The organism is Aestuariibaculum sp. M13 (assembly GCF_024723255.1).
Taxonomy (GTDB): domain Bacteria; phylum Bacteroidota; class Bacteroidia; order Flavobacteriales; family Flavobacteriaceae; genus Aestuariibaculum; species Aestuariibaculum lutulentum.
Genome location: NZ_JANIAC010000002.1, coordinates 58,406 through 78,055, shown reverse-complemented (window position 1 = coordinate 78,055; position 19,650 = coordinate 58,406). Strand labels below are relative to the sequence as shown.

Sequence of the window (19,650 nt, the reverse complement as noted above, 5' to 3'; positions counted from 1 at the left end):
TTAATTTTTATTAAAATATTGTGTTACAAATAGTGCTGTTGAATCCCCCTTACCAAGGAGTTTTAAAACCATTCGATTACTTCCTAATTCTATTACCTTAAATTCTTGATGAGATTTACCTGTAGCGCTAGTCAATTGCAAGACTTGACTGTTTGCTATATACTGCCAAGTCCCTGAAAAGTCCTTTAATTTATCTGACTTTATATGAAACACACCTGTATCTTCCAAAATTAACAACCGACTTTTATATGATGACTCAATTCGCTCCTTCATCTTTTCTGGTAGCCTATTAATTCTTTCCTTGCCTTCAAATGAAATTTCGTTGTAACTGGAGGTATAATCCATCTGCCATTCCCCTACAATAGTAGGTTCTATTTCTTGTGATATACCTTCTGAAACGGTAAATAAAGACATAGCTATCGCTAGCCATATGTGATATATTGCTCTCATTTTATTCTATTTTTTACTGATTATTACTGTTGACCCTGATAATGATATTCGTTCTTGCTTAATATATTACTATCTGCATCTTTAACATATTCCAATCTTCCGAAATCATCATATACATAGGAAATTGTATTACCCCTGGGATCGGTTTCACTGGTCACACCTACTAATGGATCGTAGGTGTAAGTAGTCACCATAGCTAAAGGTAAATTACTTCTTACTAATTGTAATTTTGAACGTAACGTATTTTCTGCTACCCCTGAATTATCTTCATCAGAAGCAACAACCGCATCATCAATATAGGTTTGTATAGTTGCATTTATTGAGTTTAACTTCCCTTGTTCAATTGTAGCATTTTCAATCCTAGCAATTAGATGTTCCTTATTATACCCCCAAACAAAAACAATAGGATTTCCTGTTTTCCCTACAACTTCCAAAATATTTCCTTTACTATCCCTTTTAGATACCTGCTCCGAAAATGAAGCTGTTCCATCATGACCTATGTACTCAATATTCTCTAGATCTATTATATCATTTCCAAAATTTTTATAATTGTATCTTTCTTCCCTAATAATTTCAGAATTTCGATCTTTGTATTTTACGTTTAAAACTGTACTTAATCTATTTTGAGCAACTAAATTATCTGCATTAACCACACCACTAATCTCATCTTGCTCATTGTACTCAGGATTTCCTCCTGTTAAAGGGTAACTTATTTCTTTAATCTGTTGAAAATCATAATTTGTATTGGTGTATAATTCTAAAAATGGATCTAACCCTTGAAGAGTATCATCTTCGCCGACTGATTTTCTTTCAATTTTAATTAGAGGGTATTTAAAATCATAAGTATATTCAGTTTTAGTAACAAATGAATTAGGGTTTTGACTATTTAAATTATCATATTCAATTACAGAACTTAAAAGATACCTAGCTATCGGTAATTCCAAATTTTCAACATATCCTCCACAACTAGATACCCAATAATACTCACCATTACTTGAGTAACAATTAGAAGAACCACTAACGGCTTTATTTAAGTGGCTTAAACTAATACTTCTGAACTCATTATAGGAATAAGTATAATATTTTGCCTTCAAAACACCTCCACTTTCATCATATATCAATACACTTTCTAAAATTCCTCTCATAAAATCCCTATCAAAATAAAGACTGGATTTCCCTACTAAACTCCATGACTCTGAATATGGGTCTGAAATATTATAAGACTTAGATGAATCTAAATTAGGATACCCTTGAAAGCCCTTATAGTTATATGTCGTCTTTCCATTACCCAATCTATTTTTTACAGTAACATTCTGATAACCTACAAAAGAACCGTTTGTATACTCTACATAGGATTGAGGAGAAGTAAAAGTATCTATACCAAAATAGGAAGTCAATTCTGTTAAATTTTGTGGATTACTAGAAGCATTCCAATTTCCATTTTTTAGTTTAAAAGCAGCATAATTTGGAAATCTAGCAATACCTCCTGAACCATATTCATAATCTATAATTTGCTCAGATCCTTCTTCATCAATTATCTTCTGAGATTTCAAACGTAGGCCTCCACCTTCTTTTGTACTTCCTAAATATTGAAATTTATTAATTTCATACTCATACTCATTTCTTCCTCCTGTAGGAAGCGTCATTTGAGTCAAACTGTAAGATTTACAATAGGCCTCATTGGCTTCCAATGAAAAATTTCCTGGCAATAAAACCGAATTGGATTCATTGAATGGAATTACCTTATTATTTTTGAAATAATAAATTGGCACAGGATCAACAATTGACTGATTAAAAGATCCATTATTATACCCTAGAAAATCATGAGCATAAGAATTTCGAGGAGGCATCTCATTTAAAGTATCATAGTTAAATGAATACCCCGGTAATTCATTTGCATTCTTATCCACCTCATACACTCTATCTAATCTCAATCGTTTACTTTGCGCTGTCCCCGCTCCTATGTTTGATTGAAAATAACCATAAGACAATTTAAAGTGTTTAACTACTATGTTATTTTGATCTTTAACCTTAATTTCTGTTAATGCTTTTTCCCCCGTATTATCTAATCTATTTAAACCATAAATAAACTGAACTACCCCACCTTCAAAATATATATTTTTTAATCGATGTAAATATGGAAATACAGTTTTAGAGGTATCATGAGAATATTGAATATCTGTACCTCCTCCATAAGAATTTGGTTTAGTTAAAATAATTTCTTCGAAGTAATTATAATATTGCTCATATTCAAAAATAACCTCCTGATTGGTTGAAGGATCATATATTCGATCCAATTTATAGGCACTAATTTTATCCGTTACAGTATTGAGACCTAGTTCTCCATAACCACTTTGGTGCCTGGACAAATCAGGAGTAGAAAAACTATACTCCAATCCATTTAACGCCGTTACTTTAACATTTTGAAGACCAAATGTTGTATTCTCTTTATAATTTTGTTGAGATTCATCGAAATAGGTTTTTGTCACAAATCCAAATGTTTCATCAATTAAATTTCCTTGATGATTCAGCTCTATTGGATCTGGTTTAGTCCCACTAACTGGAAAAAATGTAGTTTCCCCATTTGTTGCCTTCAAATGTTTTTCATGGATGTATTTTGTTGAAAGTCCCGGAGCATTGACTACAAAAACATCTGGAGCAGGATCATTATAAAGTTGTGATGCATCGCTAAAATTGCTAATTACTGAAGTATAACCTAACCATCCTGAAACCCCCATCTTTTCAGTAGAAACTGTATATTTCGGTCTAGTAAAATCATCCACCCCTTTAATTATTCTTGTAATGGCTCCTCCTGCATTTAAACTCCAATTCAAACCCACATTAGAGGCCATATCTGATACTTTAGCACCAGAAGAATTATACGAAATATTTATAGGTATATGAATATTTCCACTTGAAATCTCATAAAAAGGAATATTAATATTTGCTCTTCCTGTGTAATTAGAAGTAGGAACAAAATTATATTTTGTAAAAGCTGTAATATCAGGAGAGGATACAGATGGACTAATTAGTGTTTGAGAAGACAACATTACATTTGAATTAAGTTGTTTTCCATAATAATCTTCTTGTGAATACAACAGAAAAGAAAAAGTTAAACTTAAAATTAAAGGTCCTTTTTTTAGATTAAAAACATTCATTAAAGTAGTATTATTTTTCCGCAAAAATCCACAATAATTTATTTTTAATTCTATGGTATCACCATCACAATAATAAGGACAAACCCTACTGTTTGTGGCAATTAAATAATATGGTCCCTCTTATCACACTCCTATATTTATTTTATTTATGACTCTTTAAGAATTCTGAGTTATTTACTTAGAGAATATTTCGCATACTATTTATTAGAAAGGTTGACTTTTAACAAAACATATGCTTGTAAAATAATAAATTGGTAGTATCTCACAAAGTGTGTAAAGATTAAAAATCGAGGGTTAATGCTCTCGATATTTTTTTTGTTTAATTTTAAAATTTACACACTTATGAAGAAAGAAGATTTTCTAAACGACGATTTTTTAAAACAGTTTAAAACAGGAGACGAACTGACCTCCTTTCTAAAATCCATCCAAAAGCGAGGTATTGAAAAGATGCTAGAAGGAGAACTTGATGCGCATTTAGATTATGATAAACATCAACAATCCGACAATAGCAATACCCGTAACGGTTACGCTTCTAAAAAGATAAAAACAGCTTTAGGAGAGACCAATATTAAAGTTCCCAGAGACCGAGAAGCCTCTTTTAACCCTATGTTAGTTCCTAAACGTACCAATATGGTCGATGGCATAGAAAACGTCATTATCAGCCTTTATGCAAAGGGTATGAGTAATTCTGATATCGAAGAACAAATCCGAGAAGTTTACGATTTTGATGTATCTACATCTACCATATCTCGCATCACAGATAAAGTGACCAATGATATTGTTGCCTGGCAAAACAGACCACTAGAGCCTGTATATTTAATTACTTGGATGGACGGTATTGTATTCAAAGTTCGGGAGAACTCCAAAGTCATTAACAAAACCATGTACATTGCTGTAGGATTACGCAGGGATGGTAAAAAGGAAGTTTTGGGACTTTGGCTGGGTAAGAATGAATCGGCAGCCTTTTGGATGAGTGTCTTGACTGATATTAAAGCTAGAGGCGTTCAGGATTTGCTTATCACAGCTACAGATAATCTTAACGGCTTTACCGATACCATTAAAAACGTTTTTCCTGAATCTAAAACCCAAATCTGCGTGGTGCATCAAATTCGTAACGCTTGCCGCTATGTGGTTTGGAAAGACAAGAAGGCCTTTACAAAGGATATGAAAAATATCTACGATGCACCCACCAAAAGCGCAGCAAAAGCCGCTCTAGAGGACTTTGCTCAAAAATGGGAACACAAGTACTCTTACGCTATTAAAAGCTGGAATGACAACTGGGAAGAGCTTACCGCTTTCTATGAATTTCCTTTAGAAATTAGGAAAATCATTTACACCACGAACCTTATTGAAAACCTTAATGGAAAAATCAGGAAGTACACCAAAAACAAGCTGTCATTTCCAACAGATGAAGCAGTAATGAAGTCCACTTTTTTAGCTCTTAGAGAGGCTACTAAAAAATGGTCGATGCCGATTAGAAACTGGGGCATTATTTTAAACCAGTTTTTAACTATATTTGAAAAAAGGGTCCAGATTTAAAAAAGCTAAACCCTCGATATTTTATACTTTACACACTTTTCGGGATAGTGTCAATAAATTCACAAATTATTTATAACTGGCTAAAAAGACAAATTTACTTTTCTCATATTTTATTTTATTGGCCATGATCTTTTTGATTATAAGATTGGTAATGCCCTATAAATGGAATCTATTTTTTAGTAGCTCAGTTTCATTCGCTACGGGTGGCTCACTATAACAGTTGTTTGCAATTTAGCCACTTATAATCTAAACCGAAAAACATAATGACAATAATTATTTATCACTAACCCAAAACACTACTTAGCTTAAACATTGGTAAATACATGGCTATTAAAATAATCCCAACAAAAATACCCACTATTAAAATGATAAAAGGTTCCATAATAGTGGACAATACCTTTGACTGTTGCTGTACTTGATTATTATATTGCATATTAAGTCTGCTAAATATAAATTCCGTTTGATTAGTTTCTTCTGCTACCTTTACAAGAGCGACCATTTTATCGTCAAATAATTTATGTTGTTTCAAACTAAAACTTAAGGATTCTCCTTTTAGAATGTTACGCTCTACTGTTCCCAATGCTTCTTGCAATGGGTAAAACATAATCATTTGTTTTACAAGTTGGATACTATTTACAAGGGGTACCTTTGATGCTACCAACAAAGAAACAGCTTGGGTGAATTGTGACAAATAAATAAGTTTCACAAAATGTCCAATAAAAGGGATTTTTAAAACTAATGTTCCTTTGAACTCATTAAACCATTTTTTCTTATTGAATAAAGATCTTAAAACAAAAAGTAAGACAATTAACACTAATAAATACCATCCTTGGTCTCCCATAAAATCTGATACACCAATAATAAATTTTGTTATTCCTGGAAGCTCTACCTTCTGTTGTCTAAAAATATCCTGAAACATAGGCACTACAAACCGCAACATAAAGATAACAACCAAAACAGCTGTGGTTAAAATTATCATTGGATAAGAAAGTGCACTTATAAGGTTTCTCTTTTGCTCATTCTTCTTAGCAAAAAAACTACCAAGTTGTTCTGACACTAACGCTAGGGTTCCAGTATCTTCTCCAATTTTTATGGAATAATATTCATATTGTGAAAATTGATTTTTTACGCTAAGCGTTTCAGATAAAGATTGCCCTGAAATAACATCGTTTAAAATATCTGATAATAAGGTCTTATTATATATTTTCTTTTGTGAACTTAAAATAAGTTCTAGTGCTTCTTTTAGTGTTATTCCTGCATTTAAAAGGACGCTTAATTCAGTATAAAAATCCTCCTTTACTTTATTTGAGAATACCTTATTAAATAAGTGAATCTCCTTTTTTAAAAAAGAACCATTTTGCTTATCGATTTCTTGTCGTGATTCTATGTTGGTAACACTATCTAATTTAAATGCCATTATTCATAAATATTGCAGCATCATTATGCTTATAAACAAAAAGTTGTTGGCTTTGAAACCCTTCTGTCATTTCTAATTTCAAAGCATCAACATTTCCTGAATCAACCGAATGTCCTAAAAAAAACAGATTGACTTCTTTGATTTCAATTTGTAAAGAATCTGAACCTATCACAACATGTTTGTCTAAAAATTCATAATTAAGCGTATCTAGTTCATTAATAAATATCAACAATTCATTGTCTTTATCATAAGTAATAGTGGAGAACCTATTAAAATCCATCCATAAGCGCTGTTCTAATTTATCCAATTGTGTATGATGTATTATATTTTTTTGAATCGCCGACATATGCCTTTGAACGATAGATAAAATAGAAAAGGCAAGTCCCACAACGATACTCGTTATAATTAACACAATGACCAATTCATTTAATGTAAACCCATTAATTTTTTTAATCATTGCTATTTAGAATTCTATTTATTCCCTTTTGAGTTTGCGTATGTATTGCCTCGATAAAAACCTGATTCTGTTTATCTTCCTTAATAATGGAAACATGCCACTCTTTAAAATCATCCTGAAAGGGCAGTTTCAATAATCCATTTTGATATAAGTATTCTTGTTCGGTTATAAATACTTCGATATCTCTGGTTTTTCCATTAATAACATTTGAAAATATGTTGTTCAGAACCATACTGGATAACATAAATACAACCACAATTAACACACTAGCTACTAAGGTTTCCATTAATGTTGATCCTTTTATTTTTTTTAATACAACCATTTTACTATTCCTCTTTTCTCATCTTTAAAAGTAATACCGACATAATTATCATGTAATTTATTTATATCGATAATGCCATTATACAAATGGTTTTGATAAGAGGAACCTGATTGATTTGCAACAAAACTAGAAGTCAATACAACACCTTCCACAATTCCTTTAAGCTCTAAATTCCTATTACAGTAGACCTCTCCTGTTATTATAGTGTTTTTATCGATTATAGTTTGAGCCTTATACCCTTTTGATTCTCCTAAAAATATAACACTACCCTTAACTTCTGTTCCTTCCCCTATTTCCAACACAGGTGTTTCATTATTAGATGTTTCACTTATTTTTATTTCTTCGTTTAAAACCAAAACCGATGGGTATGTTAAATTACATGCTGTTCCAACCTTCAATGATTTAGAAGCAAAAACTTGGAAATTCCCTTTAACATTATCCCCTATTTCAACTTGAGGTGCTATTAAAATAACATCATGTAGAGTTGCTGATGCATCAATTTTAATCTTGGTCTCTGATTGTACAACAATATGGCCTGTTAGTGATATTTCCGTAAGCTTTATAACATCTGGCTTATAAATAGCTTTTAAGGGTTCTAAAAAAGATTTTTCTATTACTCTTCTTCCTTCAACATCTAAATAATAGCCATTATCTAAATCCTTAATTCTATCTTTTATATGCTTTATTTGGTTTAAAATTTCTGTATTGAGATTAGGAAAATCTTTTATGGTTCTACTCCTTCCATAAATTAACTGAGACCCGTAATAAGAATTTCCTGAGATATTTCCTGTTCGAATGCCTTGTTCCGGTATAAAGGCATCGCCTATGATTTTGGTATCACCAACAACAACCAATGGTCTATTATGATCCTCAACATAAAGAGCTACATCTTTATCAGATCGTTTAAATCCCAACAATGCCACCTTATTAAAAGTGTTTTGTTTGATACTTGAAGTGGATATTACTTTTTTATACACACCCCAAAAATCAGTTGTAATGCTAATTAATTCTTCATTTTCAGCTTCAAGATTAAAAGGTTCTGAATACTTTAAATCGATTAGATTATGGAGTAAGTAATCAACTCCCTTATCTGCATTTTTAATAGTTTTAACTAGTAATTCAGACTGATTATGAAATTGATTATGTGTGTAAATAAAAATAATGAACGTCGCTAGTAAAATACCAACAATGACAATAACAAATATTGTAAACTGTAATGCACCAGCCTTTAACTTAATCATAGTTTCGCAACCCTCTTTTTAGCACCTTGATAACTCACCAATATATGTGCATTAGTTGCAGAAATTAATTTTACTCCACCAAATTCTTGTCCGACATGCATCACCCTTTGATTTCCATCTATAGAAACTATACAAATATTTTCCGTATTTCCTTTTTTAGAGATATTACCATGGTAGCTAACATCTTTCCAGACAATTTCCTTTCTATTAACGTTACTTTTTTTTACAACAACCTCTCGTTTTGGCTTGACATACATTGTTCCTAAAAAAGGATCCCGATTTACTATGCTAATCGAAAAGGTGTCTATAACTTTACTATGCTTAGGATTAAATTGAATGATTTGTTTTTGTTTAATTTTGGTATCCTTTGGAGATACCGCAGAAAATATTTTAAAAGCAACGATACCCCAAATAGATAAAACACCTACCAACAATAAATATGTATTCTTTTTGCTTTTCATTAATTAATCCTAAAAATTAATTATTCTACAACAAATTTTGTTGAATTAAACTCTGTACTATACCCTGAATTCTGTGCTTTCACTCGCCATTCATATTGGCTTGCTTCCAAGGATTTTTCAAAATTCGTCTTTGATATAACTGTATCCAATACGACTTGTGATGCCTCTTCAAAGTTGGGTATTGCAATTTGTAAATGATAGTTTTCAGCATCTTCTATAGGTTCCCATGTAAAACTAACAGGATCTAAATCAACTATACTTCCTGATGTAGGTGCCAAAATTAAAACCACATCGCTGGATATATCTTCTACTTCTATAATATCATCACAACTAAAAAAAATAGTTGTAAAAAAAATTAAAAATATTAAACAACGCTTCATAAGCTATAATTTGTGTTTTTTGGAATGTTTTTCTGCTTTTAAAGCTGAAGAATAGGTTTGTTTAGGACATGATTTATACTGTTCTACTATATCGACAATATTAAGATGATGTCTTTTATCTTCCTGCCAGCAACAATGGCTTAGCTCGTATTTAAAAACAACACCATTATTAAATGAAATGACCTTAGAATCCCCTTTTGAATCCTTTAATTCTAAACTATATGTCTTATAACTATTTTCAATAAGAAAAACAGATTCGGCTTGCATTAAAGCTTCCAAAACATCTCCATTAAAAGCCATAGAAATACTTGTTATAAAATTAGAATCAGTTGAATGTGCTAAATAATCCTTAAGATTACTATTATTTGTTTGATTGATTACCTTTAAAAGTTCAACCTTGTCTGCAATTTTTAACTTAACATATTTTGGCTTTATCTTTATAGAATCTATAAACTCTAATTCGATAGGTGCATTTTGTAGATTATTTGCAACCTTAAAGTCCTTGAAATCTTGTTTATTAAATGAAATAGGTTCAACATTAACTTTTAAAGAAATATCATAAACAGGAAGTGCGGTATTACTAAAGTCAGTTTTAAATATATTGGTTTCACTAGAACCAATTCCTCCCAATAAAACCTGTTGTGAAGTTTTATGCTCCCCATTCCCTAACACCTCACCTACTTTACAACTTATTAAAACAAGTCCTAAACCTAATAGGCATAATTTTTTTTTTATCATTTAAATCTTTTAAAACGATAAAAATACTTAATATGCGTAGAAAAACACTAAGGTTTTACCTTAGTAATAATAAGGCTTAATTTAACTCATTAGTTTAAGCTTTTAATGACTTATCTATAAATTTTAGCACCTACTCCAATAAATTTAAATCTCAAATACAGTACAGAATAGCTCAAAACAGAAATACTTCTTGTAAAATATGCTTATAAAACATAAATATTATAACGCTAAAGGGATTTAACCTCCTTTACCTTCTAAAAAAAACATTTTAATTAGCTTTTATTCTCACACAAAACAATAACCAACTCATACTTAACCATTTCCCTTATATGGGACAACTTATTTTAAAATGAGCTCGGGAATAGCAGGGGAAATTATAAGTAACTAACTACTGACCTCTATAAATTTAATTACTTAACACACAAAAAAAAGGATTAACATATTAGTTAACCCCTTTTTACAATTTATTGTACCAGTTCTATTTTCACCTATAACTTAATTTGCAAAATGATAATTTTTCTTTTCTAAGATATTACCCTGGGCATCAGTTACATAATCCTCTCGACCTAATGTATCATAGTATATAAATACTTCTTCTTTCCTTTCATCCACTTTACTAATAACTCTTCCACTACTATCATAAAATTTAAGACTAATACTTGCATTTGGTAAACGATCATATAGTTTTAATAATTCAGTCTTCAAACTTGATGTACTTAATCCCTGTAATTGATAATATGTGACATCCAATTCATCTATTACCTCTTGATAAGTGGCATTATTAACTGTCGCTACATTATAAAGGTTATTATAACCAAATAAAGCCGTACTATAAATACCTTTTCCGTTATTGCTTTCTAATACATTACCCGTTGTCGTTTCCACTTTAGATACTTGATTGTTTAATCGCATTTTATTTGTTGCTGGACCAGACCAATTCTCATTCACATAGACTTTACCATTATCTTCTATCCATTTGGATTGCTCTACATTTAAAGTAATATAATTACCCTCCTTTGTATAAATCATATAAGGAAATGATAACATATTCTTATCTTCAACAAAACTATATTGCTGATAGGCGTAGGTGATATTCTGACTCATACTTTCTCCTTTACTATCTGTAGTCGTTGAACCTGTTTTTAACCCATATGTATTATAACTATAAGTCTTAGTGTTAACTATTTTTGGGCTTTCCTCAAAAAATAACTCTTCTTTTTCGATAGTTGGCCTTATATAATAACTTTTATAAAAATAGCCACTACCATTATATATAGATTTTGAATACTTATTCCAAGTTGTAGTGGTTCGTTTTACAACCTTGTTATTAGCATCGATAGTTAAAACTTCCAAAGGCAAACCAACCATACTCAAATCTGTAGAACCATCATTAAACCTTTTAACTACCTTACCTATATTACCAGTCCCAACACCTTTATTCTCAATGATAACTTCACCATAAAACGTAGAACTATTATCTGGGCTACACTTTGGTTTATTGTAAGTGTATTGTACTTTTCTTAAACCTCCATTATCATCATTAATATCTATATGATTTACTACAATGTCATATACAGAATTGTTAATCTTATCATCTATTATTCTATAAAAATATCTGTAATCTCCAGCTTCATCTTGTCTTAGCCAAATAGAACTTGGAGACATAAAAGAGGTGTACCCTCCCATCTTACTACCTCGTGAAGAAAACATATATTTGATCCTGTATTTATACTTGATAATAATCCCGTTTCCTTATTTATATAATAATATACACCTTGATAATTCCCTCCATTTAATTGTCTTACAAATGAATGTCTTAATCCATCAGAATAACTAAAACTATTATCATATTGCAATGTTCCTATTTCAGAGAGTACTCCAAGATTTGTTCTTTCATAAATTTTATTAGATGCTATAATAAAATCAGAATTAATTGTTGAAAGTTTATAATTATTTAAAGAACTGGAATAATTACTATTTAACGTAGCATATGTCCATGAATTAGTGTTAGGATTATATTTATGGTAGCCGACACCTGAAATACTTGGATTATTTTGAAATAGCATAATATCCTCTCCAAAATTAAGTTTAGAATAATAAGAGTTGTTAGCAGATGGCAAGGCACTCACACTCCAATTAACACCATTAAACCTAGCTGATTTATTAGGATTCTTATAAAACGAACTATGTATTGTAAACATACCATTACCAACTGGAACCATTGGTGAACTATCGTTATAAGATCCTAGAACGTTGTCAACATTAGTTAAATTATAATTTGTATCCCACCTAAGAAACAATTCTGGATTATCATCTGCTACAAAACCAATAATCGAATTATCAGGGTAAAAGTAACTAGGCGCCTCTGTCCCGTCTATATAAGGATCTGCTTCAGCAGACCATGACTTACTTTGCCAATTCTTTTGAGCATCCAAATAATGAAAATAATATCTATCTGTATGCCCAACACCACTTATATAATCGGTACCTCCTTCTTCATTTAAGGACATTATATAATTATTAGTTGCAGTAATATAATACTTTCCTGAACCTTGATCTATCAATTTGTAATTCCACGAAGATCCATTCCATACATAAGTATATAATTCCCCACTAGAATAATTTTGTAAAGCAACAAACTCATCACCTGAATGAAATCTTGGGTTTGTACTACCAATACTCTTATTGGTCGTGGTATAATAATCCCAAGTTCTGCCATCATTCTCCAAATGCCATAAATAGATATCTGCAGCTGTGCCTTTGTCATAAACAAACCCATAATAATCCCTTTCCAAAACCGGATATAGATCTTTTAAGGGGCCTCCTTCATTTACCGTACTTGGATCTAACATTAAATGAGGAAAAGTAAATTCTTCCCATTCCCATTTCTGTCCGGTCCACCAAACCCTAAAAAACTTAAAGCGGTATTTATCTCCACTAATCTTATTCTCAGTCCTGTATACGAATATCCCATAATTATCACTTACAAACATACTGTGATACATATAACCGCTTGGCTGAGAAAACGCTGAAGTTTCGAATTGATTGGAATAATTATTAAATAAAAACTTGTTCTTGTAATTATAGGTTACAGCCCCTCCTGTTGGGTAAGTTATTGTTTTTATCCCTCCCTTAAATGTCCCTGTATAATGATAATCAAAAGTTTGAGATGGCATTACCTCACTCTGTCCATTATTGTAAGCTGTTTGTGTCAAACTGGTTAAATAACGCTTGGTATTTAAGCTACTTCCATTTAAAGTATATCCTATGTTATAAGTAGACACCAGTTCATTAGCATTATTATAACTCGAAACACTTTGCAAATACTTTTTCTCATAGCGTTCCTGATACGCATCCGGTTCTACCTTTTCTTTATGTGGCTCATAATATTCCAAGCTACCTTTAGTTCCATAAGTCAATTGAATACTTGCTCCATTTGAAGACGATATCTTCTTTAAATAGGATGCTTCCGTTTGTTTCACCGAACCTGACTGTGCTATCTCTTCTAATTCATATTGAAAAGACACATTTTCAAACTGGTCTTCGATACTTGATAAATTCCAAACAATCGTTTGTTGAGTACCTCCAGACTGAAGAGAGCTTCCTATCCAGTTCCCCCATCTAATAACACTTTCTTTGGATTTACTTGTACTGGCTGAAGCTCCAAATTTATAGGTCAATCCATCTTCCTTTACAATAGTCCAATAATCATCCTCATAATAAAGGTTATACTTATAGAACTTTATTTTCCAAGGAGAATACTTCTCCATTTGAAATTCCCAAGTCTCTGCTCCAGTTAATCCATCCTTATTTGTACAAATTAATTTGCTACTAGTTCCTCCATCTAACAAATAAAAGTCATCGTCTTCCATGGTACCTGTCCCCTTATTATCTACCATGATTTTTGGAACACTTAATGAAAAACCTACACCAACCACACTGGTTGGGTTATATTTATTGGTCTCCTTTCCATTTTTAAATGCTGATTGCCCATTATAGGTCAAGTTCAAACCATAAGAAACCGTCGATGCTCCTATAGTCCCTAATGGTAATGAAAATGTCACCTTGCCAGTAACTTCATTAACACTATTTTGTATAACTCCTTGGATATCTCCTCCCAAATTAAACGGACTTCTTGCAGGTGTGCCTATATCTACCGCATCTTGGGCGTAAAATTTTATGGTTACCAATAATAAAACTAATCCTAGTCTTTTCATTTTTTAATACAGTTTATGTTTTTTAATTCTTTATCAGTAATCAATTATCTAACAGCTGAAGACAGCTTAAAGAATAAAACAAAAGTCTTTTTCAACCTTAATTACTAATAAATCCAAATCCTCTTGTTTAAATCCTATTATTAATTCTCAAGAAGCAATAAAATTAATCCCTCATTTTAATGTTTAGATAACCATCTTTAGTAAAATTAAAGTAAGTATAGAACACCTCTTCAGTGCTCCAAGGACTTTCATTAATTAAATCTGCCGAATAGGGACTAAACTCTATAATAAATTTATTAGTACTAATTCTCCTGCTTATCCTACTTTCACAACCTTCATCAAAACAACGATTATCTGATAAATTTATTAAAGCTGTTAACGAATTATAATTTGAGTTCAACATAATTAACTTCTCAATTAAAAAAGTTTTTTTTTTATCCGTTATTTTTAACAAAAAAAATTGAGTGTAAAAAAAAGTACTTTGATCTAACTTACCTATATAATATAATTGAGAAGTTTCCTTTAAAGTACTCATATAAAGTTTATCATCATTGTAATATTTCAAAAAACACTTTTCAAACACCAAATCAAATAGATCCCCATTTATTAAAATATTTTGATTTTTCAAATCTCTAACTTGAAAATCATCAATTTTATTAAACTCTTTACCTGAACTATATAAAATCTTAATTTGATCTATAACATTTTTGTTTTCATATTCATAAAAATTATGATATTCAAGAACATTTACATTCTGGATTTTCTCTATCTTTTTTGATATACATGATCCGTTAAACATAAACAATATCACTAAACTTATTAAACTAAATATCTTCATAACTAATTTAAAAAACCCTTTGTTGGACAAATACCAATGCAATATTTATTCCAATCATAATTTCTATTAAAAAAACCTGGCAATATTCTAGATTTATAAGATCTAGCCATGTCGTGTAACCCCCAAGCTTTTGCTTGTTGATACTGCCAATCATAAATTGAATTATGCCCTTTAACTTCACTGAATAAACCTGCACTAAAATGCGCTATATGCATTAACTCATGTCCAGTAGTTAAATAAAGAGCTTCTTTACTTACAAAAGCCGCTCTTCCCATATACATATCTGACCTTAGAATAGTATGGTCATATCTTGTCACCGCTAAGGCACCTGTTCCTTTCTTACTATATAATACTCCATTTTTTTCATTATATATATACCCCTTTGGAGCCGTCCCATCAGCATAATATCTATAAGGATGTTCCATATCTGGAAAATAATCTAAATATCCCTTACCATACTCAGTTGTATATTCCATACCTTCACCGACTTGATTTTCTCCTTTATAATTAAAAGCTGGCACCTCAAAAGTAGCCCCATGACCGGTCCAAAAATTACCTCCATGATTTGCTGCGGTAATACCAGATGCTAATCCACCTATACCCCCTCCACTAATTAAACCAACTCCTCCCGATATTAATGTTTCTTCAAAATCATTTCCATCTAATATCCCAGAAGTCAATCCTCCAGCTGCTCCCCCAGAAGCGCCAACATATGCTCCTCTAAAAAAGCCAACACCTAACGACTTAGCCATATTTAATCCATTAGCTACTTGACCAACAACTGATGTAACACCTCCAATAATAGCACCTTTAACAAATCCTTGCAAAAAATCACCTCCAGACATATCTGTCTGTACCCCACTAATCATTCCTCCTATCATCGCAGCTGCTAAAATGGGTACAAAAGCAAACTCTCCATTGGGATCTACAGACACTACCCAATTATTACCCATAGCCAAATAGGGACTACCAAATTGGTTCTGTGGATCAGTATTAAACCAACGACCAACTGACGGATCATACATACGACTACCAAAATCGTACATGTTGTATTTATTACTCTTTAGTAACTCTTTTCCTTGATATTTAAAATTATATGTAGAGTTTATAGCATATTCCCCGTAATGAGGCATACCCATTGGATAGTAATCTGTGTTTGAGAGGATATCTGAACTGTTAACAATGTTATTGTTATCCCCGTCCTTAAAACTTATGCGAACGTTACCCAAATGATCCTTTATACTGTACACATAATTGTAAATCCCTCCATTATGTTCCACATAACCCTCTGGGGTCGGAAAAAACTGTAACACACTTTGCTGGTACTGAAACCCTCCAATATAGTCTGTCGCAGTAGTACTGCCTCCATTAACATATTTCATTTGTAGTTTTGCCCCAGAAGCATCATATAAAAACTCAATACGTTTACCATCCCCAAAAGTAACTTTAGTTACCAAGTCTAAATGGTTATACTCTATTAAAGTGATATTCTTATTTAGATCTTTAGTAAGATTTCCGTTATCATCATACGTATAGTCATCTCCAGTATTAGTCCCATTCACAAATCCGCTCGAACCTGAAGCATCAACTATCTTCATTAATTGATTCCCTGCATCGTAGTAATAGGTAAGATTATCAATGGTACTTCCCATACTTCCTCCCTTACGGGTAAGGCTACTTATGTTACCATTGAAATCATATCCAGAAATGCTTAATTCAAATTTGTTCCAATTGGTATTTAAACTGCTACCTTCCCCATAATAGGCATTCTGCAATCTGTTTAGTTTATCGTACTTAAACATATACGATTTCTTGACATTGTTATGGGCTGACTTCCATACCATCTGAGATATGTTACCGTTGTATTGATTATACGTTGAAGTGTAATTAGTTCCTTCGCCTGATTCATAATTCAGCTCATAAGCGAACAAATCGCTTCCTAAATTATCAACATCATTAACTGCCTTTAGAGCTCCTCGAATATCATAAGCATAATCTATGGCCTGTAAATAGCTACCACCTGTGCCTCCTATTTCCTTTTTAACCAGCTGACCTAACTCATCATAAGTATGCTTGGCTATACGTTGCTCTGGATTACTGTTAACCGTTTGATAATGCTCTAATGGACGCCCGGTGTGATCATACTCAAAACGGTCCACTATAGTCAATACACTTCCTGAACTGCCTCGTCGATGCGTTGTCGTTGAGTTTTCAGTCCTCCCTATAAAATCTAATTTGCTTTGGTTATCTGTATAACCTCCTAAATGGTTTTTCTCGTAAACTTTTATTACCCCTCCCTTTTCATTATAATAGGTATAACTTTTTGTCCATGTAGAAGATCCTAACGTTTTTGTCCAGGTCGCTGTAGAAAGTCCCTTGGTTCTTGTGGTAACTGTTTGCCCCAATACACTGGTAGGTGTCGTAGGCTTATCGGCGTCTGTAAACGTGTAATCATCGTAGTAATTAACTGTCAATATTTCCAACTCTTCTATCGGGTAGGCAGTATTAGAATAATTAATAGTTACCCCTTCAATATTTGATTCTGATGTCCTAGTTTCTACATTAGATAAGTTTTCCGAATTAGCATCTATATAACTATCTACTTCGGCTTGCAAGTTAACCCTATTTCCATTATATGAAAATAAACCACTATATACCACTCTTCCAAAAACATCATACTTGGTGAACAACCAACTATCACTTGCTCTTAAATTCTCATCTTGGGTAAGAATAGGTCTATCCAACTGGTCATAAACCATATACTCCCACTGCTTCTTACCTGGTACCTTTTGCTCTATTTGACGGTTAAATACATCATATTTATACTGGAAAGCCAAATCATTCAAATTAGTCACTGAAACAGTTGTACTGCTTCCTATGGCTACAAATAATTTTGGGGTTAACACATAAACCAAATTACCTGAATTATCATATACATAATAGGTTTTTAAGGTTTTAACCACTGAAGCCTCTAAAACATAACTATACTCTGCTATCTTCTTCCCTCCTTTATCCGTAAAAACATCCTTTGTGTTGACCTTACCATCTGAGGTAACCCAATTAGCATTCTTTACTGTATTCTTTAGCAATACACCTTCTCCATAATAGCTGGAAAGTGACAAGGACTGTCCTGACCCTGGATAATTTATATTATAAATCTCTTTAAACCCATTGGTATTATACTCATATTTTGTTGTGTGATCACTATCGCTAATTGAGTTTATAAGCCAATCCTCTCCAGGGGTTCCATTTTCCAATACCCTACTTAACGGACTTGCGTCAAATCGAGTTTCACTGTAAGCGTTAGGAGTACTAGAATTTAACTGACTGGGATACTTAGTTAAATAATAAGAGTTTAAATTTGATATTAATGTTGAATTACTAGTAAAACTAGATACCGAACTTGTTGTTGTCGCATATGGCAAATAACTTCTTGATTGCCTTCCAAATTCATCATAAATCATGGGAAGCTTTATATCCTGACTTTGTCCTCCAGATCGGATGCCGACACTCTGTATGGTTCTTCCCAAACCATCATAATAAACAACATCCTCTCCCTTATCCGCATTATTACTTATTTGTGAAATATTACTAACTGCTATAAACGGGGTTATGGTATGCACGTAATTCTTATCAGTAGATCCTAAATCACCCTCTCCCGGACAACCATTATTTAAAGGGTTACCTGATACTGTAGGACACTGATCAAAATTATTAGATACACGACCACTAGGCTTTGTACAACTACTTATAGGTGTACTTGCTGGATCTCCTAGACCGTCATTATCTGTATCTGTATACCATAAAGTAGTTGGGGTAACGATAATTTCAACCGAGGTTGAATTATCACTCCATGTACCACTCGAATTCCTAGCTCTTAAATAATATATTCCACTTCCTTCATCTGGATAATAAATAGAGCCAGAACCTTTGGCTGTACTGGTACCATTAGCTTCTTTCCCTTGCCAATACCAAGTAACCCCATCAGGAGGGTTACCAATTGTTAAAACAGGATTACATGTATCATTATTCCAAATTGGAATATCAGGATCAGCGATATATTCGCCCACTTCCACCTCATATTCCATATAATAAACATCTGAATTATAATCCTCTACATATAAAAATATCATTTGCCACCCTGGTGTTGTCCATTCAATAAAGACCTCTGGAATATCATAGTCTTCATAATAGTATGTGTTAGTTTCTTCAAAAACACCATCTGTAACATCCCATATAAAATACCATCCATTGGTGTCATATCCATAATCATCAGCAGGAAATAAATATGGAACTACATCTCCTTCAATAGGATTAGGGTCTCCTACAATTTCAAATTGTGCATAAGAACTTAAAGAACTAAATAAAAAAAGAATTAAAGCAATCCTATATATCCTCCTAACTTTACAATAATCTATTAATTTTCTCATAA

14 protein-coding genes are annotated in these 19,650 nt (G+C 32.1%); 1 reads left to right on the top strand and 13 read right to left on the bottom strand.

Going from position 1 to position 19,650, the window contains the following annotated elements:
• Positions 1-450, bottom strand: a complete 450-nt coding sequence (locus NO995_RS07495) for a lipocalin family protein (RefSeq protein WP_258226962.1) — start codon at positions 448-450, stop codon at positions 1-3.
• A 23-nt stretch (positions 451-473) separates the two neighbouring features.
• Complete coding sequence (locus NO995_RS07490; RefSeq protein ID WP_258226961.1) at positions 474-3,548, bottom strand: RHS repeat domain-containing protein; 3,075 nt, start codon at positions 3,546-3,548, stop codon at positions 474-476.
• A 402-nt stretch (positions 3,549-3,950) separates the two neighbouring features.
• On the opposite strand from NO995_RS07490, the gene NO995_RS07485 reads away from it, so the two are divergent.
• Positions 3,951-5,147: an IS256 family transposase gene (locus NO995_RS07485; RefSeq protein ID WP_258226960.1), complete on the top strand. Its 1,197-nt coding sequence runs from the start codon at positions 3,951-3,953 to the stop codon at positions 5,145-5,147.
• A gap of 283 nt (positions 5,148-5,430) precedes the next feature.
• Here the strand turns inward: NO995_RS07485 and NO995_RS07480 are convergent, their stop codons facing one another.
• The 11 genes from NO995_RS07480 to NO995_RS07430 all read right to left on the bottom strand — a co-directional run bounded on the left by NO995_RS07480 (position 5,431) and on the right by NO995_RS07430 (position 19,648).
• Complete coding sequence (locus NO995_RS07480) at positions 5,431-6,564, bottom strand: type II secretion system F family protein (protein WP_258226959.1); 1,134 nt, start codon at positions 6,562-6,564, stop codon at positions 5,431-5,433.
• Positions 6,554-7,021, bottom strand: a complete 468-nt coding sequence (locus tag NO995_RS07475) for a prepilin-type N-terminal cleavage/methylation domain-containing protein (protein WP_258226958.1) — start codon at positions 7,019-7,021, stop codon at positions 6,554-6,556. Before NO995_RS07475 ends, NO995_RS07480 begins: the two co-directional genes overlap by 11 nt.
• A complete protein-coding gene (locus tag NO995_RS07470) occupies positions 7,014-7,307 on the bottom strand; it encodes a hypothetical protein (protein WP_258226957.1) in 294 nt (97 codons plus the stop codon). Before NO995_RS07470 ends, NO995_RS07475 begins: the two co-directional genes overlap by 8 nt.
• 23 nt (positions 7,308-7,330) lie before the next feature.
• Positions 7,331-8,584: a hypothetical protein gene (locus NO995_RS07465; RefSeq protein ID WP_258226956.1), complete on the bottom strand. Its 1,254-nt coding sequence runs from the start codon at positions 8,582-8,584 to the stop codon at positions 7,331-7,333.
• On the bottom strand, positions 8,581-9,045 hold the full coding sequence (locus tag NO995_RS07460; protein ID WP_258226955.1) for a hypothetical protein: 465 nt from the start codon (positions 9,043-9,045) through the stop codon (positions 8,581-8,583). The genes NO995_RS07465 and NO995_RS07460 overlap by 4 nt, the downstream gene beginning before the upstream one ends.
• A gap of 20 nt (positions 9,046-9,065) precedes the next feature.
• Positions 9,066-9,425: a hypothetical protein gene (locus NO995_RS07455; RefSeq protein WP_258226954.1), complete on the bottom strand. Its 360-nt coding sequence runs from the start codon at positions 9,423-9,425 to the stop codon at positions 9,066-9,068.
• A gap of 3 nt (positions 9,426-9,428) precedes the next feature.
• A complete protein-coding gene (locus tag NO995_RS07450) occupies positions 9,429-10,163 on the bottom strand; it encodes a hypothetical protein (RefSeq protein ID WP_258226953.1) in 735 nt (244 codons plus the stop codon).
• 495 nt (positions 10,164-10,658) lie between these two features.
• A complete protein-coding gene (locus NO995_RS07445; RefSeq protein ID WP_258226952.1) occupies positions 10,659-11,849 on the bottom strand; it encodes a hypothetical protein in 1,191 nt (396 codons plus the stop codon).
• Positions 11,804-14,380, bottom strand: a complete 2,577-nt coding sequence (locus NO995_RS07440) for a hypothetical protein (RefSeq protein WP_258226951.1) — start codon at positions 14,378-14,380, stop codon at positions 11,804-11,806. The genes NO995_RS07445 and NO995_RS07440 overlap by 46 nt, the downstream gene beginning before the upstream one ends.
• A gap of 163 nt (positions 14,381-14,543) precedes the next feature.
• On the bottom strand, positions 14,544-15,179 hold the full coding sequence (locus NO995_RS07435) for a hypothetical protein (RefSeq protein ID WP_258226950.1): 636 nt from the start codon (positions 15,177-15,179) through the stop codon (positions 14,544-14,546).
• A gap of 41 nt (positions 15,180-15,220) precedes the next feature.
• Complete coding sequence (locus NO995_RS07430; RefSeq protein WP_258226949.1) at positions 15,221-19,648, bottom strand: DUF6443 domain-containing protein; 4,428 nt, start codon at positions 19,646-19,648, stop codon at positions 15,221-15,223.
• Positions 19,649-19,650: the final 2 nt, after the last annotated feature.